This window comes from Ferrimonas sp., assembly GCF_048263965.1.
In the GTDB taxonomy this organism is placed as follows: Bacteria; Pseudomonadota; Gammaproteobacteria; order Enterobacterales; family Shewanellaceae; genus Ferrimonas.
The window spans coordinates 196,639-220,211 of the sequence record NZ_JBLXDO010000004.1; the positions used below are offsets into that span (position 1 = coordinate 196,639).

At 59.3% G+C, this 23,573-nt stretch carries 21 protein-coding genes and 1 tRNA gene; 5 read left to right on the top strand and 17 right to left on the bottom strand.

The annotated features are described in order from the left end of the window. Positions 1–7 precede the first annotated feature (7 nt). Both ACN0RV_RS06330 and ACN0RV_RS06335 read left to right on the top strand, forming a co-directional pair. Positions 8–1,024, top strand: coding sequence for a DUF2955 domain-containing protein (locus ACN0RV_RS06330; RefSeq protein WP_417346581.1), 1,017 nt, complete (start codon positions 8–10; stop codon positions 1,022–1,024). Continuing rightward, on the top strand, positions 987–1,442 hold the full coding sequence (locus ACN0RV_RS06335) for a MarR family winged helix-turn-helix transcriptional regulator (protein ID WP_417346583.1): 456 nt from the start codon (positions 987–989) through the stop codon (positions 1,440–1,442). The genes ACN0RV_RS06330 and ACN0RV_RS06335 overlap by 38 nt, the downstream gene beginning before the upstream one ends. Before the next feature lie 31 nt (positions 1,443–1,473). Here ACN0RV_RS06335 and ACN0RV_RS06340 read toward each other — a convergent pair whose 3' ends face one another. The 14 genes from ACN0RV_RS06340 to ACN0RV_RS06405 all read right to left on the bottom strand — a co-directional run bounded on the left by ACN0RV_RS06340 (position 1,474) and on the right by ACN0RV_RS06405 (position 16,577). Further along, the gene (locus ACN0RV_RS06340; RefSeq protein ID WP_417346585.1) at positions 1,474–1,923 is read right to left on the bottom strand and encodes a NifB/NifX family molybdenum-iron cluster-binding protein; all 450 of its coding nucleotides are present in this window, start codon (positions 1,921–1,923) and stop codon (positions 1,474–1,476) included. A 2-nt stretch (positions 1,924–1,925) separates the two neighbouring features. Then, complete coding sequence (locus ACN0RV_RS06345; RefSeq protein ID WP_286341345.1) at positions 1,926–2,234, bottom strand: DUF134 domain-containing protein; 309 nt, start codon at positions 2,232–2,234, stop codon at positions 1,926–1,928. 160 nt (positions 2,235–2,394) lie between these two features. Beyond that, entirely contained in the window at positions 2,395–3,171 is a 777-nt protein-coding gene (locus tag ACN0RV_RS06350; RefSeq protein WP_417346587.1) for an energy-coupling factor ABC transporter ATP-binding protein, read from the bottom strand. Beyond that, entirely contained in the window at positions 3,168–3,944 is a 777-nt protein-coding gene (gene cbiQ, locus ACN0RV_RS06355; RefSeq protein ID WP_417346589.1) for a cobalt ECF transporter T component CbiQ, read from the bottom strand. Before cbiQ ends, ACN0RV_RS06350 begins: the two co-directional genes overlap by 4 nt. Further along, entirely contained in the window at positions 3,923–4,453 is a 531-nt protein-coding gene (locus ACN0RV_RS06360) for a hypothetical protein (protein WP_417346591.1), read from the bottom strand. Before ACN0RV_RS06360 ends, cbiQ begins: the two co-directional genes overlap by 22 nt. Further along, a complete protein-coding gene (cbiM, locus tag ACN0RV_RS06365) occupies positions 4,450–5,064 on the bottom strand; it encodes a cobalt transporter CbiM (protein ID WP_417346593.1) in 615 nt (204 codons plus the stop codon). Before cbiM ends, ACN0RV_RS06360 begins: the two co-directional genes overlap by 4 nt. 9 nt (positions 5,065–5,073) lie before the next feature. Further along, positions 5,074–5,841: a DUF4198 domain-containing protein gene (locus ACN0RV_RS06370; RefSeq protein ID WP_417346595.1), complete on the bottom strand. Its 768-nt coding sequence runs from the start codon at positions 5,839–5,841 to the stop codon at positions 5,074–5,076. A 114-nt stretch (positions 5,842–5,955) separates the two neighbouring features. Then, positions 5,956–6,942: a diguanylate cyclase domain-containing protein gene (locus ACN0RV_RS06375; protein ID WP_417346597.1), complete on the bottom strand. Its 987-nt coding sequence runs from the start codon at positions 6,940–6,942 to the stop codon at positions 5,956–5,958. A 26-nt stretch (positions 6,943–6,968) separates the two neighbouring features. Beyond that, entirely contained in the window at positions 6,969–7,547 is a 579-nt protein-coding gene (locus tag ACN0RV_RS06380) for a chemotaxis protein CheB (RefSeq protein WP_417346599.1), read from the bottom strand. An 8-nt stretch (positions 7,548–7,555) separates the two neighbouring features. Beyond that, complete coding sequence (locus ACN0RV_RS06385) at positions 7,556–8,395, bottom strand: CheR family methyltransferase (protein WP_417346601.1); 840 nt, start codon at positions 8,393–8,395, stop codon at positions 7,556–7,558. Further along, the gene (locus ACN0RV_RS06390) at positions 8,395–12,387 is read right to left on the bottom strand and encodes a response regulator (protein ID WP_417346603.1); all 3,993 of its coding nucleotides are present in this window, start codon (positions 12,385–12,387) and stop codon (positions 8,395–8,397) included. Before ACN0RV_RS06390 ends, ACN0RV_RS06385 begins: the two co-directional genes overlap by 1 nt. 599 nt (positions 12,388–12,986) lie before the next feature. Beyond that, a complete protein-coding gene (locus ACN0RV_RS06395) occupies positions 12,987–14,135 on the bottom strand; it encodes a hypothetical protein (protein ID WP_417346605.1) in 1,149 nt (382 codons plus the stop codon). 69 nt (positions 14,136–14,204) lie between these two features. Then, complete coding sequence (locus tag ACN0RV_RS06400) at positions 14,205–16,283, bottom strand: WG repeat-containing protein (protein ID WP_417346607.1); 2,079 nt, start codon at positions 16,281–16,283, stop codon at positions 14,205–14,207. 207 nt (positions 16,284–16,490) lie between these two features. After that, positions 16,491–16,577, bottom strand: a tRNA-Leu gene (locus ACN0RV_RS06405). 261 nt (positions 16,578–16,838) lie between these two features. Here ACN0RV_RS06405 and gltS point away from each other — a divergent pair. Then, positions 16,839–18,065 (top strand): sodium/glutamate symporter, encoded by a 1,227-nt coding sequence (gene gltS / locus ACN0RV_RS06410; RefSeq protein WP_417346609.1) that lies wholly within the window; start codon positions 16,839–16,841, stop codon positions 18,063–18,065. Positions 18,066–18,126: 61 nt separating this feature from the next. On the opposite strand, the gene ACN0RV_RS06415 is transcribed toward gltS, so the two are convergent. Then, the gene (locus ACN0RV_RS06415; protein WP_417346611.1) at positions 18,127–19,803 is read right to left on the bottom strand and encodes a methyl-accepting chemotaxis protein; all 1,677 of its coding nucleotides are present in this window, start codon (positions 19,801–19,803) and stop codon (positions 18,127–18,129) included. 589 nt (positions 19,804–20,392) lie between these two features. On the opposite strand from ACN0RV_RS06415, the gene ACN0RV_RS06420 reads away from it, so the two are divergent. Together ACN0RV_RS06420 and ACN0RV_RS06425 are read left to right on the top strand one after the other, a co-directional pair. Beyond that, positions 20,393–20,890: an RDD family protein gene (locus tag ACN0RV_RS06420; protein WP_417346613.1), complete on the top strand. Its 498-nt coding sequence runs from the start codon at positions 20,393–20,395 to the stop codon at positions 20,888–20,890. Positions 20,891–20,945: 55 nt separating this feature from the next. After that, positions 20,946–21,191: a hypothetical protein gene (locus ACN0RV_RS06425; RefSeq protein WP_417346614.1), complete on the top strand. Its 246-nt coding sequence runs from the start codon at positions 20,946–20,948 to the stop codon at positions 21,189–21,191. A gap of 56 nt (positions 21,192–21,247) precedes the next feature. Here ACN0RV_RS06425 and lptG read toward each other — a convergent pair whose 3' ends face one another. Beyond that, entirely contained in the window at positions 21,248–22,309 is a 1,062-nt protein-coding gene (gene lptG / locus ACN0RV_RS06430) for an LPS export ABC transporter permease LptG (RefSeq protein WP_417346635.1), read from the bottom strand. Between the two features lie 2 nt (positions 22,310–22,311). After that, positions 22,312–23,412 carry an LPS export ABC transporter permease LptF gene (gene lptF / locus ACN0RV_RS06435; protein WP_417346616.1) on the bottom strand — a complete coding sequence of 367 codons (1,101 nt, stop codon included), beginning with the start codon at positions 23,410–23,412 and terminating at the stop codon, positions 22,312–22,314. Positions 23,413–23,573: the final 161 nt, after the last annotated feature.

The following is a 23,573-nucleotide window of genomic DNA, read 5'->3' on the forward strand; positions in this document are numbered from 1 at the left end:
GGCCGACATGAGCCAAGCCACCGACTGGAACCAGGTACTGCGCATCACAGGCACGGTCACCCTGTGCATGCTGCTGGGGCGCTACCTGGACTTCACCTCGCCGGTCTACCTGGCCCTGTTTCCGGTGCTGGCGGTCACCAAGGCCAGGGACTACTCCTGGGCAGGCCTGGTCAGCCAGTTTTTCCCCGCCCTGCTGGCCAGCTTTGCCGCCCTGATCACCGTGGAGTTGTTCAGTGACCACCCTTACGTGGTGTGGGCCCTGAGCCTGCTGCTGTTCGATCAGTTGCGCAAACGCGCCACCCAACCCGCCCGCATCGGCGCGCTGATCATGCCGGTGTTCAACTGGGTGATCGTGGTGGTGTTTGCCCAGGGCGGCAGTTTCGACATGGTCAACCGCTTCAAGGAGATCCTGCTCTCGATGATCATCACCCTGGTGGTAATGAAGCTGTTTGCCATGCTGTTCCCACCCGCCCCCACCCCAAAAGGTGCTCCGCCCCTCGAGAAGCCGATCAGTTATCGGCAGAGGCTGAACTTTGTGGTATTGCTGGGGCTGGGTCAGGGATTTCTGATGATGGTGGATATGCTGTCGGCCACCTTCTGCATGGTACCGCTGATCCTGGCGGCCGCCCAGGTCAGCCACGACAGCTACCTCAAGGTCCTAAGAGTACGCTTTATCACCCAGGTGGGCGGCTGTGCCCTGGCGATGATCTTCATGGTGCTGCTGCTGGGCCATCAAACCATGATACCCTTCTACGGGCTGGCCCTGGGCCTGCTGATTCTGGCCATCGCCTATCAGATTGGCTCGACTCAGGGGCCGGATAAGGATCTTCATGGGGACGCCCTGCTTGGGGTCGCCCTGCCGATCCAGCTCTATGTCGGCCCCAACCAGTTTGGCCTGGCGGACACCCTGCAGCGGGGCTGGCAACTGACCCTGGTATTACTGCTACTGCTGACCCTGGGAAACCTGCTCTACCATCAGAGGCATCATGAACAGAACCATCACCGCCATTCCGGAGCTGGATAACAGCCTGACCTTCATCATGTCCCTGGCCCAGAAACAGTACCGGGCCATCTGCACCCAGAGATTGCAGCAGGAGTTTGATATCACCCTGGAGATGGTCGGCGCCATGAAGGTACTCAACCACCTGGGCTGCATCCCCCAACAGCAACTGGCGGACGTGCTCAAACGGGACAGGTCGGTGACCAAACGGCTGGTGGACAACTGCATCAAGCGGGGCCTTATCCGCGCCGGTAAGAGCGACGCCAACCGCAAGGCCCGCATGCTCAGCCTCACCGACGAGGGAGAACGGGTCAACCTCGCCTGTACGCCCCTGCTCAAGCAGGTCCAGGCTCAGTTTTTCGAGGGGGTCAGCGAGCAGGAGCAACGCCTGCTCAGGGGGATCCTGGAAAAGCTGGTGCGCGAGGATGTGCGCACCCAGTAGCGCCATCCATGGCGACTCACTGAAGGGGTAATCAGTTCAACTTGATCTTGGGCAGGGCACCGTCCGCCCTGCTGAGCGCACCCGGTGCGGTCTCCAGCAGCTTCGGCGGGCTCTTATGGCCACAGCACTTGCTGGACTTGGGCTTGCAGGGACGCCCCTGGGCCGCTTCGGTCAGCGGGTTGGTGGCGATGCTGCCGTCCAACACCTGGGCGATGGTGGCGCCCCGGGTCAGTCGCTCCACCTCGATGCCGGCATTGAGCAGACGAGCCAGGGAGCGCTCGCCGATGTTGCGCAGCACCACCTTGGTGACCTGCATCTCCTTGAACACCTTAACCAGGCGCTTCTTCTGACCGCAGCCACCATCCTGGCTGTTGTCGATGCGAATCAGCTGACCCTCATCGCTGTAGACCGCAAAGGCGTTGGCCTTGGCGAAGTGTCCGGCCACCCGGGCCCGGTCGGTTACTGGCATGGCAATGGCCATAACTATTGCTCCTCTTGTTCTGCTGGGAAGGGCAAGCTCGACTCCATCTCCAGCGCCTGGCCCTGAACCAGGGCAGACACCACCTTACGGCGTGCCGAAGTCACTATGTTGCCCAGGGTCTGCCGGGATACCCCCATCGCCTCCGCCGCCTGCTGCTGGCTCATCCCCTCCATGTCGGTGAGGCGCATCGCCTCAAGCTCATCGGCGCCCAGGGGCACCTTGGTCAGCTCCTTGCCGGGCACACCATTGGGTTTGTACAAGCTGTAAGGGGCGCAGCAGCGCACCTTGCGGGTGAGTTTGGGTCTGGGCATATCCACCTCGTATCTGGCATATGCCAATAACCTTAGCGCGAGTAATTGGCATATGCCAGTTATTCAGTAAAAAGGGTGATGCGGCTAACGACCTGGGTTCAACGGAAACGACGGCGGGGGAAGGGGGTGGCCACCGCCAAAGCAGGGGTGGCCATAGGCATCAGTTGCCGGCGTTGTGGTGGTCGCTGTGGGCCGGGGTGGGATGGCTGTGATCGCTCTCCAGCTCCCGTTTGGGGTGGATATGCAGATGGCTGTGGGTGTGCTGATGGGGATGGCTGTGCATCACCGCCTCCAGCAGCTCCCCCTGCTGCAGAATCACCGCCCGATTGGCCAGCTTCTCGATCACCGACTTGTCGTGGGACACCAGGATCATCGCCAGGTCCAGCCCCTGAAGCCGCTCCAGCAGTCGCTGCTGTGCCTGCTCATCCAGGCCGTTGGTGGGCTCATCCAGCAGCAACACCTTGGGACGCATCGCCAGCACCGACGCCAGGGCCACCAACCGCTTCTCTCCGCCGGAAAGACGATGGGTGATGCGATCGGCGAAGGCTTCCAGTCCCAGGCTGGCCAGGGTCTCCCTGGCGAGGGCGGTGGCCTCCTTCTGCTCCATCCCCTGGTTCAGGGGACCAAAGGCCACATCTTCGATCACCGTCGGGCAGAACAGCTGGTCATCGGAGTCCTGAAACAGCAGCCCCACCTGGCTGCGCATCTTGTGAAAGTCCGCCTCGTCACGACAGGGCTGGCCAAAGGCCAGCACCTGCCCACTGCGGGGGCGCCGCAGCCCCACCATCAGCTGCAGCAGGGTGGACTTGCCGGCACCGTTGCCCCCGACCAGGGCCAGGCGCTCACCGGGGTTCAGGGTCAGATTCACCCCTTGGAATACGGGACGCTCTCCGTAGCCGAAGGCCAGATCGCGCAGTTCAATCAGTGGGTGACTCATAACTGGGTCTCCAGCAGTTTCAGGCTCAGGGCCAGGGAGGTAAACAGGGCCAGGTGCAGGCTGTCCATCGCCTGCCACTCCCCTTTGTGGATCAGGTAGAAGCGCCCCTGGAAGCCACGACAGCGCATCGCCGCCAGCACCCGGGTAGAGCGCTCCATGGAGCGGATCAGCAGCATACCGATCAGCCAGCCCAGGGTGCGCCAGGTATGCAGGTTACTGCCAGGCTTGAAGGCTCGGGCCCGCATCGCCTGACGCAGGCGCCGGTACTCCTCCAGCAGCACAAACAGGTAACGCACCGTCATCAGGAACAGGTGCACCAGCTTGTCCGGCACCCCCAGACGAGCCAGGGCGTGCCCCAGCCGTTCGGGCTCCATGCTGCCCAGCAGAGTGAGCATCCCCACTACCATGGTGTTAGCACGCAGCAGCACCACCAGGGCCCGCTCCAGACCCTCGGCGGTCAGGGTCAGCCCCAGCCCCTGCCACAGCGGCTCTCCGGGCAGGGTAAAGGGCAGGGAGATCAGCAGCAGAATCATCAGTCCCTCCACCGCCAGCAGGCGTTTGAGCAGGGCTTTGAAGGAGAGACCCACCAGGGGCACCAGGCTCAGGGCAAACCCCAGAGAGAGGGCCAGGGGCAGGGGATGACTCAATCCCAGGGTCACCGTCAGCAACACCAGGGCGCACAGCACCCTCAACCTGGGGTCACTGCGCTCCAGCCAGCGGGGCTGCTGGCTTTTAAGCCAGAGGCCGTCGTTCACCGGCGTCCCCGCCACCACATCGCCACTCCGGCGATGCCAAAGATCATCCCCAGGCCGCCGATGATGTCAGACAACCTGGCCCTGTCCTGGGCCTGTTGCAACTCCTGGCGCAGGGGACCCACCTGACGGGCCACCGCCTGCTCAATCATCGACAACAGCCGTTGCTGGTCCACCGCCTCCGGGACACTGGCCTTGCCGGGCTGAGGCGACGGCGGGGCGCCCTGAAGTTCACTGGCACTCACCGGCCAACGGATCTGGTGACCATCGCCGGTACCCACCAGCAGCTCCAGATCCCTGGGCTCGGCGGGATGATAGACAAACTCCCCCTGCTCATCCGGGGTCAGGGTGGCCAGCAGGGAGCCGTCGAGGGCCAGCACCTGGACACTGGCCCCGGTGGCCGGACCGCCGCCGGCAAAGTAGACACTCCCGTGTACCCGGCCTCCTTCACCATAGGCAAACACCTTCAGCAGGTGTGCCTGGGCGGCACAGCTCATCACCAGGGCCAGGCCTAGAATCCAAGATCTCATTCGTTCTCTCCCGGGGTCAGCAACTCGGGTGCCACCCGTTTCATAAAGCTCAGTGCCCAGGCGGTCACCGCCGCTTCGACCAGCAGCAGGGGCAGGTAGGTCACCAGGATAACCCGGCCCGCCGGCAGGTATTCGGGACCACTGGCCATCAGGGACAGCATCACCATCACACCGGTGAGCCCCACGCCCAGGGCACCGGCGGCGGCCCCCCAATAGAGCACAGCTCGTCCCTGGGCCGCGCGCAGTCCGGGGGCGATAAACCAGGCGCACAACAGCGCCGGCAGCGCCAGATTCAGGGCGTTGACCCCGAGCACCGACAGACCACCATACCCGAAGAAGACCGCCTGCATACAGAGGGCCACCAGCAGGGCAGGCACCGCGGCCCAACCCAGCAACACCCCCATCAGGCCGTTGAGGATCAGGTGAACACTGGAGGGGCCCACAGGTACCGTCACCAGGGAGGCGACAAAAAACGCCGCCGCCAGCACCGCCGCCTGGGGGATGCGGTCGTAGTTCATCCGCTTCACCGCCACCAGGGTCAGGCCTGCGGCCACCACACCTGAGGTGGCCAGTACCGGCAGAGAGAGTACCCCGTCTGGGATGTGGGCCATGGTTATCTCCTACTTCATATCCCGGGCATGAACCCAGATGAGGCCGCCGAGCTCCACGGGCACCTGCTGGCCCTCGGGATTGGTCATCGGCTTATCGGCTTCCAGCAGGGCAGCAAAGCCCCACCAGCCGGATCTGGGCATCGCGTAGCTGAACGTGCCATTGGCGTCCGCCTTGATCACCTGGGTGACATAGCCGTCGGAAGGGGCGGTGACACTGCCGTCGTTGCGCCACTCCACCTCGACTTCGGCGTAGGGAACCGGCTCACCCTGGTGGCGTACCACACCCTGGAACAGGTTACCGGTCCACAGGCTGTAGGGGCGGCTCAGGGGCTCAATCTCCACCGGCAATCCCACCGGCTGATCCCAGCCCTCCAGGGCACCGAAGCCGTCCACCACCACCTTGGTGTAGTGGATGATCATCTTGCCCTCACCGGGCTCCCAGTATGGCGCGGGCTCCAGATAGAAAAGGTAGTCGCCGGGACGGGTAACCCGATAGTCCGCCAGATAGGCCTGCTTGCCATCCACCTGGGTCGGGGTGAGGCGTTTCATCAGGTCCTGCTTGCCCTGGGGGCCGACCACGCCAAACTGCATCGGCTCACCCATGGCCATGGCGGGTCCGCGTTCCATGGGGTGGGTAAAGGTCAGCGCCAGCTGCACCTGACCACCGCTGGCGGCGTTCAGGGAATCGGACTGGGGGATCAGTTCCTGGAAGTGGGCACTGACGGCACCGCTGAGGAGAGAGGCGGTCAGCAGACCGGCGCGAAGAAACTGGGACATGGAACGCTCCGTCGATGAGTAAACGAGCAAAATATTACTCATTTAAAAATCGTCATACAATCGATCCGCGCCCACTCTGAGAAGGAACCACCCTAAGTTTGATCTGCCGCAAGCTTAGGCTGGGATCACCAGGCTGCACTTGTGACAACAGCAGCGATTGCGCCCCTCGCTCTTGGCTTCATACAGTGCCACGTCCGCCATCTCCAGCAACTTTCTCGCCGGGTCACCCAGGGTGGGCACCATGCTGGCCACCCCCACGCTGATGGTGACGTTCTCCGCCGTGGGGGAGCTGCGATGCGGCTTACCCAGGGCATCGACACACTCCCGGATGCGGTTGGCCACCTCCATGGCGCCATTGCAGTCGGTTTCCGGCAACAGCACCGCAAACTCCTCGCCACCGATGCGGGAGGTCTTGTCCATGGCACGCATGGGGATCTTCACCAGGGTGGAGGCCACCTCCCTCAGGCAATCGTCCCCCAGCTGGTGGCCATAGGTGTCGTTGTATGCCTTGAAGTGATCGATGTCCATCAGCACCAGAGAGAGGGCGCGCTGGTTGCGGCTGCCCCGTTTCCACTCCTCGTTAAGCAGTTCATCGAAGCGGCGCCAGTTCAACAGGCCGGTGAGGCCGTCGGTGGTGGAGAGCATCAGCAACTGTTCGTTGGTCTCCTCCAGCTGCTGCTGCAGCTCCTCCAGCTCCACCAGCTTGCGGTCGAACTCCTGGGTCTTGTCGGAGAGGGCCTCCCTCTGGGCAAACAACTCGAGAAACACCCCAACCTTGCTGCGGAACATCATCGTGTTCAGCGGCTTAAGCAGATAGTCCACCGCACCGGATTCATACCCCTTGAAGATATGCTCCGACGCCTTGTAGGAGGCGGTGACGAAGATGATGGGGATGTGTTTGGTCTTGCTGTTTCCCCGCATCAGCTCCGCCACCTCGAACCCGTCCATCCCCGGCATCTGCACATCCAGCAGGATCAGCGCAAAATCATGATCCAGGGTGTGGGCCAGGGCCTGTTCGCCTGAGGTGGCACGAACCAACTCGGCATTGAACCCCTCCAGCAGCCCTTCCAGGGTCAGCAGGTTCTCGGGTCTGTCGTCCACTATCAGTATCTTGGGAGTGCCCATAACTAGTCGCTACTCAGTGAATTTAAAAAGTGGCCGATCTCATCCAGGGGCAGCTGATGGTCAACCTCGACCCGCTCCAGCACCGCCATCGGCATCTGTGGCGCTTCCGCGCTCTCGGGGCTCTGTACTACCAGCAGGCCGCCCCGTTGTTTTATCCTTTCCATTCCCGCGGCCCCGTCGCTGTTGGAGCCGGTAAGGATCACCCCCACCAGGCCCGGTCCATAGGCGTCGGCGGCGGTTTCAAACAGCACGTCCACCGCCGGCCGCGAGAAATTGACCCTGTCCTCGGTGCTCAGGGCCAGGGTGTGGCTCAGCTCCACCATCAGGTGATAGTTGGGCGGAGCAAAATAGACGGTACCCGCTTCGATGGGCTGCTTATCCTCCGCCTCATACACTGGCAGGGCGCAGCGCATGCTGAAGTGGATGGGCAGGTAGCTGTCGGACACCGGGCCCACGTGCTGGACGATCAGCACAGGCAGGGGGAAATTGCCCTTCAGCTTGAGCAATATCCTCTCCAGGGCCGCCAGACCGCCGGCAGACACCCCGATAACCACAGCCTTGTAGTCAGAGTCCAACTCCATCCTCTCCCCTATGGCAGGCGCTTCTTGCGATAGATGCGCTCCCGCTCAGACACCACTTCGAACTTGTCCGCCACCTCGGAGAAGCGGATGCTCTCCTTGGAACCCAGACAGAGGAAACCGCCGGGACAGAGGCTGTCATAGAACAGCTTAAGCACCTTGCTCTGCAGCTCCCGATTAAAATAGATCAGTACGTTACGGCAGAAGATCAGATTCATCTCGCCAAACACACTGTCGGTCACCAGGTTGTGGGAAGAGAACAGCACCTTATCCCGCAACCGGCTCTTGATCACCGCGCTGTCGTAATCCGCGGTGTAGTAATCGCAGAAGGAGCCTGTGCCCCCCGCCTTCTGGTAGTTGGCGGTGTACTCCCGCACCAGGTTCATGGGGTAGATCCCCTGACGGGCCCTCTCCAGAATCCGCTCATTGAAGTCGGTGGCGTAGATCTGCACCCGCTCCTTGAGCCCCTCCTCCTCCAGCAGGATTCCCATGGAGTAGACCTCCTGACCCGAGGAGCAGCCCGCATGCCACACCTTGATAAAGGGGTAGGTCTGCAGGTGAGGCACCACCACTTCGCGCACCTTCTGATAGAACCAGGGGTCGCGGAACATCTCGGTGACATTGATGGACAGATCCAGCAGCAGCTTATTGAAGAAGTCCGGCTCGCGGATCACCTTGTGCTGCATCTCGGAGAAGCTGGCCATCCCCTCCCGGGCCCGGCGCAGGTCCAGCCGACGCTTGGTGTGCGCCCCGGCATAGTCACGGAAGTCATAGCCGTACTTGCGGAAGATCGCCTCCAGCAGCAGGTCTATCTCCAGTTGCTCATCGGCAACGGTTACCATCTCACTCATCAGTACAACCACACTCTCAACATCGACAGCAGCTTATCCGTGTCCACCGGCTTGGCCAGGTAATCGCTGGCACCGGCTTCAATGCACTTGCTGCGATCCCCCTTCATCGCCTTGGCGGTGAGGGCGATAATGGGCAGCTTGGCCCAGTCGCTGCGCTGACGAATCCGCCGCATCGCTTCATAGCCATCCATCTTCGGCATCATGATGTCCATCAGTACACCGTCCACCTGCTCCATCTCCTCCAGCTTCTCCAGGGCCTCGAAGCCGTTCCGGGCGATGGTCACCTCCATCCCCTTCTCCTCCAGCACACTGGAGAGGGCAAAGACGTTGCGCATGTCGTCATCCACCAGCAGGATCTGTTTGCCGCTCAGGGCCGACTCCTTGTGGTGGATCGACTTGAGCATTCCACGCTTCTCCTCGGGCAGGTCCGCCTCCACCCGGTGCAGGAACAGGGCAGACTCATCCAGCAGTCGCTCGGGGGATTTCACCCCCTTGATGATGATGCTCTCGGCGTAGCGATTGAGCTCCTTCTCCTCCTCACGGGTCAGGTCGCGGCCGGTGTAGATGATGATGGGCACCCTGGCGGCGGTTTCACTGCGGCGGATCTTGTCCAGCAGCTCGAAGCCGGACATGTCCTCCAGCCCCAGGTCCAGCACCATACAGTCATAACCCTGATGCTCCAGCTCCTCCAGGGCCTCGCGGCCTGAGCCCACGGCGGTGATGCTGACGTCACCGTCACCGATCAGCTCCTGGATGCTGTGACGCTGCAGATCATCATCCTCCACCAGCAGCAACTTGCGCACCGGCTTGGAGATGATCTCCTCAATCTTGCCGAAGGCGCTCTCCATCTCAACCAGGTTCACCGGCTTGGTCAGGTAGCCGATGGCCCCCATGCGCATGGCATCCAGGGTGCTGTCGTTGGCGGACATGAAGTGCACCGGGATGTGGCGCAGGGCCGGGTTCTCCTTCAGCCGCTCCATCACGGTCCAGCCGTCGATCCCCGGCAGGCCAATATCCAGGATGATGGCGCTGGGCTTGTAGTAATCGGCAAAGTGCAGGCCGGTCTCACCGTCGGAGGCGACAATGCACTTGAAGCCACGTTCGCGGCCGAAGTCCCGCATCACCTTGGCAAACGCCTTGTCATCTTCGATGATCAACAGGCTGCGCTCCTCTTCGCCCAGCCCCTTGCGGTCGTCACTGATGTATTCGCTGTCGTCCCCGGGGGGCGACTGCAGAACTTGCGGCGCTGGCGCGACAGGGCGCGCGGGCACGTCCTCTTTCACCGGCTGCGGCTTGGGTTCGTTGACCGGTGCGCCCTGCTCCGGCTCGGCGCTGCCCGGGAGTTTGGGGCCAGTCTGAGGCAGCACCAGGGTAAAGCAGCTGCCCTGCCCCTCTTCGCTCTCCAGGTGGATGGAACCACCAAGCAGACGGGTCAGCTCTTTGGTGATGGAGAGGCCCAGACCGGTACCACCATACTTGCGGCTGGTGCTGCCATCCGCCTGCTGGAACGCCTGGAAAATTGCCTGCTGCTTATCTTTGGAGATGCCGATGCCGTCATCCTTCACCGCAAAGGCGATGCAACCTTCGCCGTTGATGCCCCGTTGCAGGCACCACTTGGGATCCGGGCTGGAGAGGGTGAGGCTCACCTCGCCCTCATGGGTAAACTTGAAGGCGTTAGTCAGCAGGTTGCGCAGCACCTGTTGCAGCCTCATGGAGTCGGTGTGCAGGGTGTCCGGCACCGCCCCCTGCACCTTCAGCTGGAAGTCCAGCCCCTTGTCCGTGGCCAGCTGCCGATAGAGACGTTCCAGGTCGGCGAACAGGGAATCGATCCCCACCTCTTCGACCATCAACTCCACCTTGCCCGCCTCAATCTTGGACAGGTCGAGAATCTCGTTGATCAGCGACAGCAGATCCGACCCCGAGGAGTTGATCGCTCGGGCCGCCTCAATCTGCTTGTCGTTGAGGTTGCCCTCCTTGTTGCCGGCAAACAGCTGGGACAGGATCAGGATGGAGTTCAGCGGCGTCCGCAGTTCATGGGACATGTTGGCCAGGAACTCTGACTTGTACTTACTGGCGTCCTCAAGCTCACTGGCCTTATCGCGGGCCTCCTTCTGGGCCTGCTGCAGCTGATGATTGCTCGCCTCCATCGCCTCCTTCTGCTCCTCCAACGCCTTGGAGCGCTCCTCCAGCTCCTCGTTGGTAACCCTCAACTCCTCCTGCTGAGCCTGGAGTTCCGCCTCGGACTGCTTGAGGACCTTGGCCTGCTCCTCCAGCTCCTCGTTGGCCACCCGCAGCTCCTCCTGCTGGGCCTGCAGTTCCCCCTCGGAGCGGCGCAGGGCATCGGTCTGCTCCTCCAGCTCCTCGTTGGTCACCTTAAGCGCCTGCTGCTGCTCCTGAGCCTGGGCCAGCAACTGGTCGATCACCTGGCGGGCGTTGGCGGCATTGAACAGGATGCCCACATTGGCCATCACCTGATCGATGAACTTGCGCTGCAGGGAGGAGAATGGCGTGGTGGCACCCAAGAGCACCGCCCCCAGCTTATGGCCATCCACACTGATGGGAATGGCCATGAAATGTTCGGGAATCAGTTCTCCGGCACCAAAATTCAGCACCGGCGCCCGCTCCACCCTGGAGAAGCAGATCACCTCCTCCTCCAGCAGAGACTGCCCCACCATTCCCTCACCCAGGGCGATGCGGTTGAAGTTACCCTGACGGTCGGTAAAGGAGTAGCTGGCCTTGAGTCCCAGCATGCGGTCATCGTCCAGCAGATACAGCGCCCCCAGCTGACAATCCATGTGCTTGCAGAACTGAGTGATGAAACGTCCCGCCAGCTCCTCCATCTGCAGGTCGCCCCGCAACTGGTCGTCCAGAGTCTCTTTACCCGAAGTAAGCCAGTGCTGATTCCTGAGATCCCTGGCCATGCCATTGAGGGCCCGGGCCAGATCCCCCAGCTCATCGCTGCGGGCTTCGGGCAGGTTGGCGCCCAGCTTGCCGCGGGCAATCTTCTGTGCGAACTCCATGCCGTCAATCAGGGGCTGAGTCAGGGTACGGGAAAACAGGAAGGCGGCACCGCCGATAAACAGCAGCACCAGGGCTGCGGTCATCACCACCTGGGTGTAGATATCCAGGATGGGCTGGGTCACCTCATCCTCGTTGACCTTGGAGATCAGGTACCACTGCAGGCCGGGGATCGCCAGCCGGTTGTAGCTCACCAGTACCGGGGTGCCGGCACTGTCGATAAAGGTGTCATGGCCGCCGCGGGTGCCCATCTCCGCCGCCTTGCGCCAGTAGTCCAGGGGCTGGGCCAGGGCATAGCCCACCACGTAGCTGCCATCGCCCATGGTGCGCATGTTGCTGCGGAACTCGTAGCGTTCGCCGTCGCCATGGACCCCCATCAGGTAGGACTCACCGGTCTCCCCCATGCCATCGCGGGCATCGACGATGCCGGTGACAAACTCCGGCGTCAGCTGCAGCACCAGCACCGACACAATGCGCTGCTGATGATCGAAAATGGGCTGGGCCAGAAACGCCGTCTCACTGCCCTGGTTGGGCTCGAAGGGAGCGAAGTCCACTACCACGGAATCGCCACTGGTGGTCACCTTGGTCCAGGCTTGATTGAGGCCGCTGCCTCTCAACACGCCGCTCTGCAGGCCTCGCCCCTCCAGCTCTCTCAGGGTCAGGGCGAAATCCACTCTGCCGTCGCTGCCATCGATCAGGTAGAGGTTGTTGTAGCCATAGGCCTGAATGTAGGCCTCCAGAGCCACGTCGAACTCCTGACGACGCTCCCGGGTCAGGCTGCCCTCGTCCAGCTCCCGCAACAAATTCTGAATGCGCTCCGACTCAGACAACACCCGAATGTCCGCCAGCCGCTCATCGAAGTAGTTTTCGATGTTGGCCTTACGGATAGACTGCACCGCATTGAGCTGGTCAAAGGATTGGTTGATCAACGCTTCATTGGCCAGACGGCTGGCAATAAAGGTCACAATCACCATGGGGATCACCCCGGTTATAAAGAGCAAACCTATGAGTTTTGGGCGGATTTTAAGTTCTGCCAGGCGGATCATGGACTCTCCCCCGCGACTGAACAGCTAAAGACACAAGAGGCAGTCGCGGCGACCTCTCTGCCGAAATTTTTCAGGCTGCGAGCTAACTGAATCCCCGGGAATTCGGGTCGAACAGGCGTAGCTCGGCCATAGTAGGCAAAGCTAACCTACTGGAAACTGAATAACTGTGAGCTGAAACCTAATGTTAGAGAAAAGGTATCCGAAATGTCGCTTTTTCCGAAACCGGCTGATTAAAACTTACCCAGCCGTTAACATCAACCTCCAACTCATCAGCAGATAGCACTGATATTTAATGATCTTTTTCCAACTGATCGGATCAGGCAAAGTCCGGTAGATCGGCCTAACCGAAGGCGGGAAGCCCAAACGCCAGCAAGGGGTAACCATGAAGGGGGTAACTCTGAAAGGAGCACTCTCTTGCCGGCCTGAGTGTTCGGTGGCAAAGCGAGACGCTAAAAGAGGTAGGCCTAAAATCAGGCGAAAACGAAAAAGGCCCCGACTTTCGTCAGGGCCTTTGGGGTACGGATTATCTACAGGGCGCTGATCTCGTTCAACCGCTCCAAAGCAGTTCGGTAATAGGCGCCTTTTTTCCCTGCTGAATTCAGATATTGCTGATAGATGCTCTTCGCCTTATCGGCCTCATCCGTATAGAAGTACGCCTCAGCCTTGAAGAAACTCATTGAAACAGGCAACTGGTAGTCCATCCGCTCTAACAGATCAAAGTACACCAAAGCCTCTGTATATTTCTTTGATTTCAGATAGTTGGTGACGGCCACCTTGTATTTGTCCAGGCGAATGGTTCGGTTTAAACCCGCATCCTGCTTAAACGCCACCTCAGCCTGAATTTTAAAGACCTTGGAATCACGGCGCCCCTTCATCTCGGTGCAGCGTTTGGCGTGTTTACCATCCTCTTCGTAACATTCATTCAACCAGGTCTCATAGGCAGACTTCATCAGCTTCAGCGACTTTTCAGGCTTGACCTCCTCCCCCTTTGGTGGCTGCCAGTACAACCTGGCCAGGTTGTAACGGGAGCGGGCCCCCCAGGTACCATGCTGCTCATACAGCCTCAGGGCTTCAACTTTTTCCCCCGCTTCATAGATAAAATTTGCATGTTGACTGCAATACTCAGCTGGTCGTAATTGGTACGAACCAATATGGCCTTTTTTGCACAACCACCCGCTCAATTCAGTACGCCGTGACTTATCCTTGTCGTGCCTGGGATAGTTACTGTAGAAATACCACAGTCCGAGCTTGGCATCGTCAGTGCCTATGGATTCTACCTGTTCAATAAGCTGAACTTTCTGCTGACTGTAGTGACTTGATCTGTCGCCGCGGACCAGGTCTCCCAAGGCCCATGAATACCGCTCAGCCGGACGGGCGCCAATGTAATTGCTGGCTTCTGATGCCCCTATGAGGGAGAGCACGTAGCGAGTCCACTCAATACACTTCTGCGGATTCTTATAAGTTTTAAACAACTTATACCAGTCGCCCGTGCAATACACATAACTGACGGTTCGCGCAGCCCCCTCATCTCCCGCAACCGCTTTATTGATCTCCTTTTGGAAGCTGCGCTTCTCAGGTGGCAGAGAGGAGCAAGCCAACATCAGGCTACTCACCCCCAGTAAAGCCACAATACTCAAACTCTCTTTAAGCAATCCCTTACCCAGAAACAATCTCATTGGATACCCTTACCATCTGCATTATTCATTCCTGTACTGAAAGTTCGTTATCTCTTCTGCATACCATCGCTAATCGATGTTATCCCGGTACAGATGAAAACCACTCTTAAAACACGTCCCGTCACCCAGGTACCGACTCTTGCTCTCCGGCCCGACGATAAACTGCCCCGTTTCATCGATGATCGCCGCTTTCCAATACTCGTGAGTATTACTGCACTCTCCCTTATCGTATCTGGTATCAAAGGTCACAACGGCTCGGCCTCCAGAGAATGGCGCCGCAGTATCAAATTGTGGGCGGATCACCCATTCGCCATCGGGGCCGATATAGCCAAGGGGGCGGTCCTCACCTATACGAACCGCGGCTTTACCCTCCGAAAATGGAGCCGTAGAGATAAATCTGGGCTGAATAACCCAGTGCCCATCGGGGCCGATATAGCCAAACAGACCATTACGGCTTTGCTGAACCGATGCCAATCCTTCAGAAAAATCTTCCGCTTGCGCATACCCTGGCCTGACTATCCAGCGACCACGGTCATCGATAAAGCCAAAACCTTTGCGCCTTTTCCAAACCCGCGCCCTCCCCTCGGAAAAGGGATAGGCTTCATCAAATCTGCCGTCTAAAGCGATGTCGCCGCGGCCATCGATGTACTCATCGCTGCTGTAGTCACCGGGCAGTTTCTGAACAACGGCCAGACCTTCAGAAAACGCGTCCATCTCTGCAAACTTTGGCAGAATGACCCAGCTTCCATCGGAGTTGATCATCCCCCATTTGTAATTGGACTCGACTCGCGCCCGGCCTTCTGCAAAGTCTCTGGCATCCTCAAAGGCCGGCTCGATCACCCACTCACCCCGGGTATCAATGTAGCCATAGCGTTTGCTGCCATACTCTCCCTCTCCAATAGCAGCAGCCAAGCCCTCTGAAAAACGTCTGGCACCCTCGAATTTCGGCGCAATCACCCAGTCGCCAGCTGAGTTAATATACCCGTAGCGACGCTCCTTGCCGCTACCCACAGAGGCCAGCGCCAACCCCTGATGAAAATCACCGGCAAAACCAAACCGAGGGGGGATTACCCACTCCTGATGGACAACACTTCTTTTGTACCCGTAGAGGCTGTCTGTCTTGTTGGCGTCTTCATCAAGCACAGGCACCAGAGTCTCTCCGGGCAAGGTGCGACTCTGAATCTCCCGGATCCGTTTTAGCAACAACGCATTCTCCTGGCGCCCCATCTCCCCCAACCTATGTTGCAGGTGCTCTAACGCCTTCTGCAGGTCTGACTCCTCTGACTGCATTTGGGTCTCTATGTCACTGGAGATATATTCCCGCTCAAACTCAGCAAAGATGTCGTCCTCTTCCACTTGCACTGCGGTACTTAATGCGGCATCGATTCGGTCAGCCTTCGCTCTGCTCAGTTTCTTTTCAGACTCCAGGCGCTGCTGTTCAAGCAGATACTCCGCGAAATGATAAAAGCTGGCAGAAAAGGCTATCGGATAGGCGCGTACATGCTGCCTCTCACTCAACTCGAACCCATGCTGAAACAGCATCTGCGCCTCCCGCTCTGGCAGATAAGCAAGCTGCTCAGCACTCAGCTTTTTCTGACTGGCTGAGTGCATATTGGAAACCACACTCCGATTCCAGTTAGGGCTGCCTGGAGTATTAAACGAGAGCTCTGTCTCAGACAGGTCCCTAAGTGACGATTCCGCCAGTACTCCAGGGTCGAGAATCAACCCGTTGGCGGCCATCATCTCCGGCCTCAGGAGCGGTGTGTGGGTAGGGCGCAAGATAGGCACCAACATCTTCAGATGCACTGGTTTAATGGTCTTAGTCACTGAGTCTGGCAGGCAGTCGTAACTCTGTTTATCCGAGCATAAATCGAACCATCGATGCTCACCTGAACCTCTCGCTATGAGGTCGATACCGCGCAAACGCCAACGGGCCTCACTGTAGATAACCGGCTCCCCCATCAACCCCCAAGCTCTCCAGTGCAACTCAAGATCCATCACCAAGCTGGCATGGGCATCAATGGGCTCTATGTACTGCTGCGGAGAGTGCAAGCGCTCGAAGAGAATGATCCCTTTTGACTCCTTGGCCAACACAGGGAAGCAATGCAACAGGAGCAATAGAGCGATAAACCGGAGAGAGTTGTGCACTGGAATCCACTTTCAGGCTGACATTAAGAGATGCTGTCCAGTGTATCCTTAGCTCGGCGCTGGACCGTTGACTCAGATCATCAGTGTTATCGGGATGTTTCCAGAAAGGGTGAGGCGATGGCAGGGACCCTATCGCGCCGAATGAGAAGGCGCTTCAGCCCAGAAACGAAAAAGACCCCGACTTTCGTCAGGGCCTTTCTCTGTGTTTGGTACCGAGAGAGGGACTTGAACCCTCAAGGTGTCACCACCGGCGGATTTTGAATCCGCTGCGTCTACCAATTCCGCCACCTCGGCATAGAGGGTTTGCATTATAGTCCCCCTGCGATTCGGCGCAACCCCCATGGCATCAACTGGATAGAATTCGTCCATGGCATCAACCCCCACCGCCCCGGCGCTGGTGGCCCACTGACGCCCCTTGGCAAATCCTGATTCCGGTTCAAGGGTGATCCAGCTTAACTTGCTCATAATCTGTGCTAGCTTGGAGGGTGGTGCCAGTGAGGCACTTCTGTAGCTTGCGCATACTGTGCAAGGCTTCCAAGGAGCCGGAGAACCCATATGGACCTCGTCCTGGACGGTAACGTCCTTACCATCAGTCCCTTTTTCACCATCACCATCGGCATCTTCGTCCTGTTCGTAGGACGGCGACTCAATGCCGGCATCGGCTTTTTGCGCAAGTTCAGCATTCCGGAGCCGGTCACCGGCGGCCTGCTGTTCTCGGTGCTGCTGACCCTGGTGTATCTGCTTACCTCCATCGAGGTGGAGTTTACCCTCAATGCCCGGGACGTGTTGCTGGTCTACTTCTTCACCACCATCGGCATCAACGCCAGCCTGGGGGACCTGCTCAAAGGGGGCAAGCCGCTGATCATCCTGCTGGCGGTCACCATCGGCTACATGGTGCTGCAGAACCTCACCGGCATCAGCGTCGCCGCGCTGTTTGGCCTGGGTGCGCCGGTGGGATTGCTGGGAGGCAGCGTCTCCCTGATTGGCGGCCATGGTACCGCCATCGCCTGGGCCCCCTCCATCGGCGAACGCTTCGGCGTCACCAGCGCCATGGAGATCGGCATCGCCAGTGCCACCTTCGGCCTGATCCTGGCCAGCCTGATGGGCGGCCCCATCGCCAAATTCCTGATCTCAAAGCACAACCTGAAACCCGCCGAGCACGAACAGCCCAACGTGGGCCTGGCGGATGAGGACGACAGCCGCATCGACGCCTTCGACTTCCTCGATGCCATCTACGCCATCCACCTGTGCATCATCGCCGGTTTCCTGCTGAACGAGGGGATAGAGCAACTGGGGCTGCAACTGCCCCTGTTCGTCACCTGCCTGTTTGCCGGTATCGCCATCACCAATCTGATGCCCAAGAACTTCCCCCGCATCAGTGGCAGCCAATGGCCCGCCCGTAAACCGGCCCTGGCGCTGATCGCCGACATCTCCCTGGGCACCTTCCTGGCGATGTCGCTGATGAGCATGCAGCTGTGGACCCTGGTGGACCTGGCCGGCCCCATCTTCGCCATCCTCGGCGCCCAGTTCCTGGTGGCCATCGCCATCAACCTGCTGGTGGTGTTCCCGGCCATGGGTAAGAACTACGACGCCGCCGTGGTGTGCGCCGGTTTCGGTGGTATCTCCCTGGGATCCACCCCCACCGCCATGGCCAACATGTCGGCGGTCTCCCACAAGTACGGCAACTCCCAGCTGGCCTTCATCGTGGTGCCCCTGGTGTGTGCCTTCTTCATCGATTTGGCCAACGCTCTGATGATCCCCTACTTCCTGAATAACTTCTAAGGGGATACATAAAAACAAAAAGCCCCGCATGACAGCGGGGCTTTTTTAAAGGTAAAGCGGGTTAGACCTTGAACTGGCCCACCAGCTGTCTCAGCTTCTGACCGGACATCCCCAGTTGATCGGAGATCTGGGCAGACTCCTCACTGGCGTGCACCAGCTCACCAACGATGTCACGGATGGCCACCATGTTGCGGTTGATCTCCTCGGTCACCGAGCTCTGCTCTGTGGCGGCGGTGGCGATCTGACTGGTCATGTCATTGATCTCATTCACTGCACCGGACACCGCATTCAGGCTGGTGGTGATCTCAGAGGAGGAGCTCACCGTGGTTTCACAGTTCTGCTGGCTGTTGCTCATGGTCTCTACCGCCTTGGATACAGACTGGTGCAGTTCGTCCAGCATCTCCTTGATCTCCAGGGTGCTGGTCTGGGTACGGCTGGCCAGGCCCCGTACCTCGTCGGCCACCACCGCAAAGCCTCGACCCTGGTCTCCGGCCCGGGCAGCCTCGATGGCGGCGTTCAGGGCCAGCAGGTTAGTCTGATCGGCGATGTCACCAATCACCCCTAGGACGCTGTGGATCTTGGTGGACTGCTCGTTGAGACGGTCAATATGCTGAGCCGCCAGATCCACCTCACCCACCAGGGCATTGATGGAGGTCACCGAGTGACCCAGCTTGTTCTGTGCGGTGCCGGCGTCGTCGGCGGCCGCCTGGGTGGCATCCGCCACCTGGTTGGCATTGCCGGCAATCTGGGCCGCGGCGGTGCTCATCTCGGTCACCGCAGTCACCACCTGCTCGGTCTCATCATTGTGGGTGGCCAGCTGACGACTGATGGTGCCAGTCTGATCGTTGATGCTGTCCACCGCCATGCCCACCTGCTCGGTGGCATCGGCCACTTCACGGATGGTCTCCTGCAGCTTGGAGGTAAACTGGTTGAAGGCTTCACCCAGTTGGGCAATCTCATCCTGGCCCTTCACTTCCAGACGCTTGGTCAGGTCACCCTCACCCTGGGCAATCTCCTGCAGATTCATCAGCATGGCGTTTACCGGCGCCACGGTGCGACGGGACACATAGATGATGGTGACAATGGCCAGCGCCATGATGCCGAGGGAGATCATGATGTTGGTCAGGGTCTCCTCCTGGGCACGGGCCTCCGCATCCACCCGGAAGGCATCCACTGCGGCTTCAATCTCATCCACATAGACACCGGTACCCAGCCACCAGCCATATTCATTCAGAGGCTCAACCCAGCTCACCTTCTCCACCAGTTTGTCACTGCCTGGCTTCTGATAGAAATAGGAGGAGGTGCCACCACCCGCCTTGGCAGCGTTGATCAGCTCAACGATAAAGGGGGTGCCATTGGGATCTTTCAGGTGGATAAGGTTCTTGCCCTCAACCTCAGGCTTGAGGGCATGGAACATGTTGGTGCCTTCCATGTCGTAGAGGAAGAAGTAGCCACCGTCACCAAATTTCACCTGGGTCAGGGTGTCGCGCACCACGTCCAGGGGCTCTCTATGGGGCTGAGCCTTAATCTGATTACGGACGGTGCCGATGGCGATGGTTACCGCGTCTTTCACCTGGGCCATCTTCTCGTGGCGCAGATCTTCGGTAAAGGTCGCCACCTGCTTCTCAAGGGTCTGCTCCTTGAAGTAGATAGAGCCAGCGGTCACCACCACCAGAGTAATCACCAGGGGCAGGGTTGCCAGGAGCAACATCTTTCCCATCAATCCGAGTCGCTTCATATATCTTCTCCACCTACAGCAGCAACTGATTTAGTTACACGACCGACAAAAATAATGAGGGCACTCGCCCTCAGGCACGGTCAATTGGGGTGATCCATTCGACAGAAACCGTCCAAACCTCGAACACGATTTATGTGACTGATTTGTGACGATTCAATGCTGGGCACATCCTTGATATCGGCCGGTGAACTCCGTTCTTGACAGAGATCCAACCAGACGATTTGCCCTTCTCACGGGGCGCCCAGGCGAAGCAAACATCAATTATTTCTATATCAGTAAGTTGCAAGAGTCGCATTGCTCAAAGAAATAGCGACTTAATTCAGACTTAATTTAACGTCGAATAAAACTTGCGCCTCATTTGCACCATTTTTGTACAAGCATCAATGGCGTTCATTAACTGAGTAACAAGAATGTCACGTTTTTTGTGAGCCGCAACCACATTAGCTTCGACGCAAGTTCGAGATCACGGAATTAACCATTACTCAGCGAAAATCACAGTTTTGCAGCGCGGAGCGAGAGCCTTATCACGAAATGCGCAACCCCCTCTTTCTCTGGTAAACTGCCGCCAGAATTCGAAGCAGGACAAGTTATGCACCCCCACGCCAACGCCCCCAGAGCCAGCCTGAAACGCCGCCTGGCCACCCTGATCTACGACGCCCTGGTAGCCCTTGCCATCTACATGGCTGTGGGTGCCCTGTTCTTCGCCCTATTCGGCATTCTGGTCACCAATGGCATGGTGGATACCCTGGGGCAGGAGCACGCCGTCGACGTCCTCCAGCACAGTGCGTTCTGGACCCTGGTCAATGAGCTGTTCAAGCTGACCGGCGTCATGGCCTTCTTCTGCTACTTCTGGCAAAAATCCGGACAAACCATAGGCATGCGCGCCTGGCGGCTGAAGCTGCAAAACACCGACGGCAGCCTCATCAGCTGGCAGCAAGGGGTGGTGCGCACCCTCACCTCCGCCTTTGGACTGATGACCCTGACCATGCTGCTGAGCTCAGACAAACGCGCCCTGCACGACAAGTGGAGTCACAGTGAGATGGTGGAATTAACTCTGGAACAAAATCGGGCTCGCATGGGTTCCTGAAAGGGCTACGCTTAAAGGTGGCGCGCCGTTGGCGCGTCGCACCTTAGGAGGTCCCATGGTGATCCTGACCTGGATGGTGGCCGGCTTATTGGTAGGCGGCTGGGCACTGTGGACTCTAAGAGGCACCCGGGGATTTGGCCCCTCTCTGACAATCGCATTGGCCGTTGGAGGTGCCATTTTTGGTGGCTATTTGGCCCAGGTGTTTCAGATTAGCGCCGGCGACAGTGTCGGTCTTTTGGGAACCATGATCGCCTTGACCGGTGCTGTCATGGTAATGATTGCCTACCACAAAATGACTTAAATCAAAGAGGGAGCCCCGGGGCTCCCTCTTCCAGTTTTGAGTCGGCGCCAAGGTGACTATCGCCGCTGGAGCAGATAGATGGCCACTCCGGCAAACAGCATGGAGGGCAAAAACGCCCCCAGGAAGGGCGGCAGATTGGCCACCAAGCTCATGGGGCCGAAAATCTCACTGGCCAGATAGAAACTGAACCCGGTCACCACCCCCAACAGGATACGCGCGCCCATGGTCACGCTGCGCAGCGGACCGAAGATGAAGGAGAGCGCCAGCAGCATCATCACCGCCACAGTCACCGGCTGACCCACCTTGCGCCACAGCGCCAACTGATAGCGGGTGGGGTCCTGCTGGTTCACCTCGAGGTAATCCAGGTAGTCCAACAGGCCACTGATGGAGAGCGACTCGGGATGAACCGTCACCACCTGCAGCTTGTCCGGGGTCAGGGTGGACTTCCAGCGGTCCTGTTCCCGCTCGGTCACCGTCACCTGTTTCTCCTCCATCAGGGTGTCGGTGATGTCGATGATGCGCCAGGCATCGCCGTCAAACACCGCCTGCTTGGCGAAGGTGACCTTGTCCAGGTTGCGGGACTTGTCGAAGTGGTAGATGGTGACGTTCTGCAGATGACCGGTATCCTGCACCGTGCCGATGTTGACGAAGCTGTCCCCATCCTTGGCCCAGGAACCCCGGGCGCCACCAATCAGGTTACCTCCGGAGATCTTCTGCGCCTTCATCTCCCGGGCGGTCGCCTCGGACGCCGGTGCCACATACTCGCCCACCAGCATGATGGTCAGCATCAGCGGCACCGCGGTCTTCATCACCGACAGGGTGATCTGGAACTTGGACATCCCCGCCGCCTGCATCACCACCAGCTCAGAGCTGGAGGCCAGCATGCCGATGCCAATCAGGGCACCCAGCATGGCGGCGATGGGGAAGAACATCTCGATGTCCCGGGGCACCAGGAACAGCACATAGAGGCCCACGTCGAAGATGTCGAAGTCACCCCGGCCGACGTAGCGCAACTGATCGACAAACTTGATCAGGCCGGAGAGGCCGGCCAGCACCAGCAGGCACAGGGCCGAGGTGTTGATGATAGTGCGGCCGATGTAGAGGTCGAGGATCTTGATCATCACTTGCCCCTCACCAGCTTAGCGGCAATCTTCTTGCCGGTTGGCCGGCCCTTGCCCACCAGCACCACCCCAATTGCCAGGGCCGCCAGATGGATGCCCCACATGCCGATGGCGGCGGGAATCACCTGATCTTCAATCGCCTTACGACCGGCCATCATCAGGGCGAAGTACCCCAGGTACATCAGGATCGCCGGCATCATCTTGGCAAACTTACCCTGGCGTACATTGGTGCGGGCCATGGGCACCGCAATCAGGGTCAGCAGAGGAATGGCGATGGGCACCGCCAGCCGCCAATGGATCTCGGCCCAGGCGTGGGGCGTGCCCTCATCCAGCAGCTGCTGCATGGAGTAGGCGGACAACTTGCGGCGCTTCTTGTCCACCTCCTGCTCGCGAATCTCCATCTGGTAGGTATCGAAGCCGATCTGGTTGGACTCGGGAGAGCCGGCAATCATGTTGTAGCGGGTGCCCTCACTGAGCTGCAGTCGCTGGGAACCGTCGCGCTCCTCCACCATGGCGCCGCCATTGGCCATCACGATGGAGGTTTCACTGTCCGGCTGATCATTGGGGGGCAGCATGGCCACGAACACGTTCTCCAGCTTGCCCTTGGACAAGCCTTCCACGTAGATCACCGCCTTACCGTTGGATGCCTGCTGGAACCGGCCCTGCACCAGGGCCGCCAGCCCCGCCTCAGATTCGGCCTTCTCCAGCACCTGGTACTCCGTCTCCTTGGCCCAGGGCGCCACCTTGATGGAGATAAAGCCGGAGATGATCGCCATGATCAGCGCCAGCACCAGGGTCACCCGGGTGACGTACCACTCGGACACCCCCACGGCGTGCAGCACCGTCATCTCGCTGTCGGCGTAGAGACGGCCATGTGCCAGCAGGATCCCCAGGAACAGGGACAGCGGCAAAATAAGCGCCAAGAGTTCGGGCATGTTCAGCGCCACCAGGGTGGTGATCAGCTTCCCGGGAAGCTGACCTTCGGCGGCGTCCGCCAGAATGCGAACGAACTGTTGACTTACGAAAATGGAAACCAGCACGGCCAGCACGGCAATCTGTGCTCTGAACGCTTCCTTCAACAAGTAGCGAAAGATAATCAAAGTCTGTGCTCAACTAGCAAACTTGTAATTTCTCTGGAAACGAGACGTTATTTAAGTAAACTGGTTACTTTCAGATGTTTTTGTAACCAGCCCGGGCCCTTATCCCCTATTATTTAAGGGGGCAACATCGGGGCGGACCCCAGTTTAGCAGATGGAGTTCC

What these genes read in the sequence shown, in the direction of transcription:
- ACN0RV_RS06330 (WP_417346581.1), top strand. Translation starts at nt 8, where the DNA reads ATGAGCCAAGCCACCGACTGGAACCAGGTACTGCGCATCACAGGCACG.
- ACN0RV_RS06335 (WP_417346583.1), top strand. Translation starts at nt 987, where the DNA reads ATGAACAGAACCATCACCGCCATTCCGGAGCTGGATAACAGCCTGACC.
- ACN0RV_RS06340 (WP_417346585.1), bottom strand. Translation starts at nt 1,923, where the DNA reads ATGGCCATTGCCATGCCAGTAACCGACCGGGCCCGGGTGGCCGGACAC.
- ACN0RV_RS06345 (WP_286341345.1), bottom strand. Translation starts at nt 2,234, where the DNA reads ATGCCCAGACCCAAACTCACCCGCAAGGTGCGCTGCTGCGCCCCTTAC.
- ACN0RV_RS06350 (WP_417346587.1), bottom strand. Translation starts at nt 3,171, where the DNA reads ATGAGTCACCCACTGATTGAACTGCGCGATCTGGCCTTCGGCTACGGA.
- ACN0RV_RS06360 (WP_417346591.1), bottom strand. Translation starts at nt 4,453, where the DNA reads ATGAGATCTTGGATTCTAGGCCTGGCCCTGGTGATGAGCTGTGCCGCC.
- cbiM (WP_417346593.1), bottom strand. Translation starts at nt 5,064, where the DNA reads ATGGCCCACATCCCAGACGGGGTACTCTCTCTGCCGGTACTGGCCACC.
- ACN0RV_RS06370 (WP_417346595.1), bottom strand. Translation starts at nt 5,841, where the DNA reads ATGTCCCAGTTTCTTCGCGCCGGTCTGCTGACCGCCTCTCTCCTCAGC.
- ACN0RV_RS06380 (WP_417346599.1), bottom strand. Translation starts at nt 7,547, where the DNA reads ATGGAGTTGGACTCTGACTACAAGGCTGTGGTTATCGGGGTGTCTGCC.
- ACN0RV_RS06385 (WP_417346601.1), bottom strand. Translation starts at nt 8,395, where the DNA reads ATGAGTGAGATGGTAACCGTTGCCGATGAGCAACTGGAGATAGACCTG.
- ACN0RV_RS06390 (WP_417346603.1), bottom strand. Translation starts at nt 12,387, where the DNA reads ATGGTGATTGTGACCTTTATTGCCAGCCGTCTGGCCAATGAAGCGTTG.
- ACN0RV_RS06395 (WP_417346605.1), bottom strand. Translation starts at nt 14,135, where the DNA reads ATGAGATTGTTTCTGGGTAAGGGATTGCTTAAAGAGAGTTTGAGTATT.
- gltS (WP_417346609.1), top strand. Translation starts at nt 16,839, where the DNA reads ATGGACCTCGTCCTGGACGGTAACGTCCTTACCATCAGTCCCTTTTTC.
- ACN0RV_RS06415 (WP_417346611.1), bottom strand. Translation starts at nt 19,803, where the DNA reads ATGAAGCGACTCGGATTGATGGGAAAGATGTTGCTCCTGGCAACCCTG.
- ACN0RV_RS06420 (WP_417346613.1), top strand. Translation starts at nt 20,393, where the DNA reads ATGCACCCCCACGCCAACGCCCCCAGAGCCAGCCTGAAACGCCGCCTG.
- ACN0RV_RS06425 (WP_417346614.1), top strand. Translation starts at nt 20,946, where the DNA reads ATGGTGATCCTGACCTGGATGGTGGCCGGCTTATTGGTAGGCGGCTGG.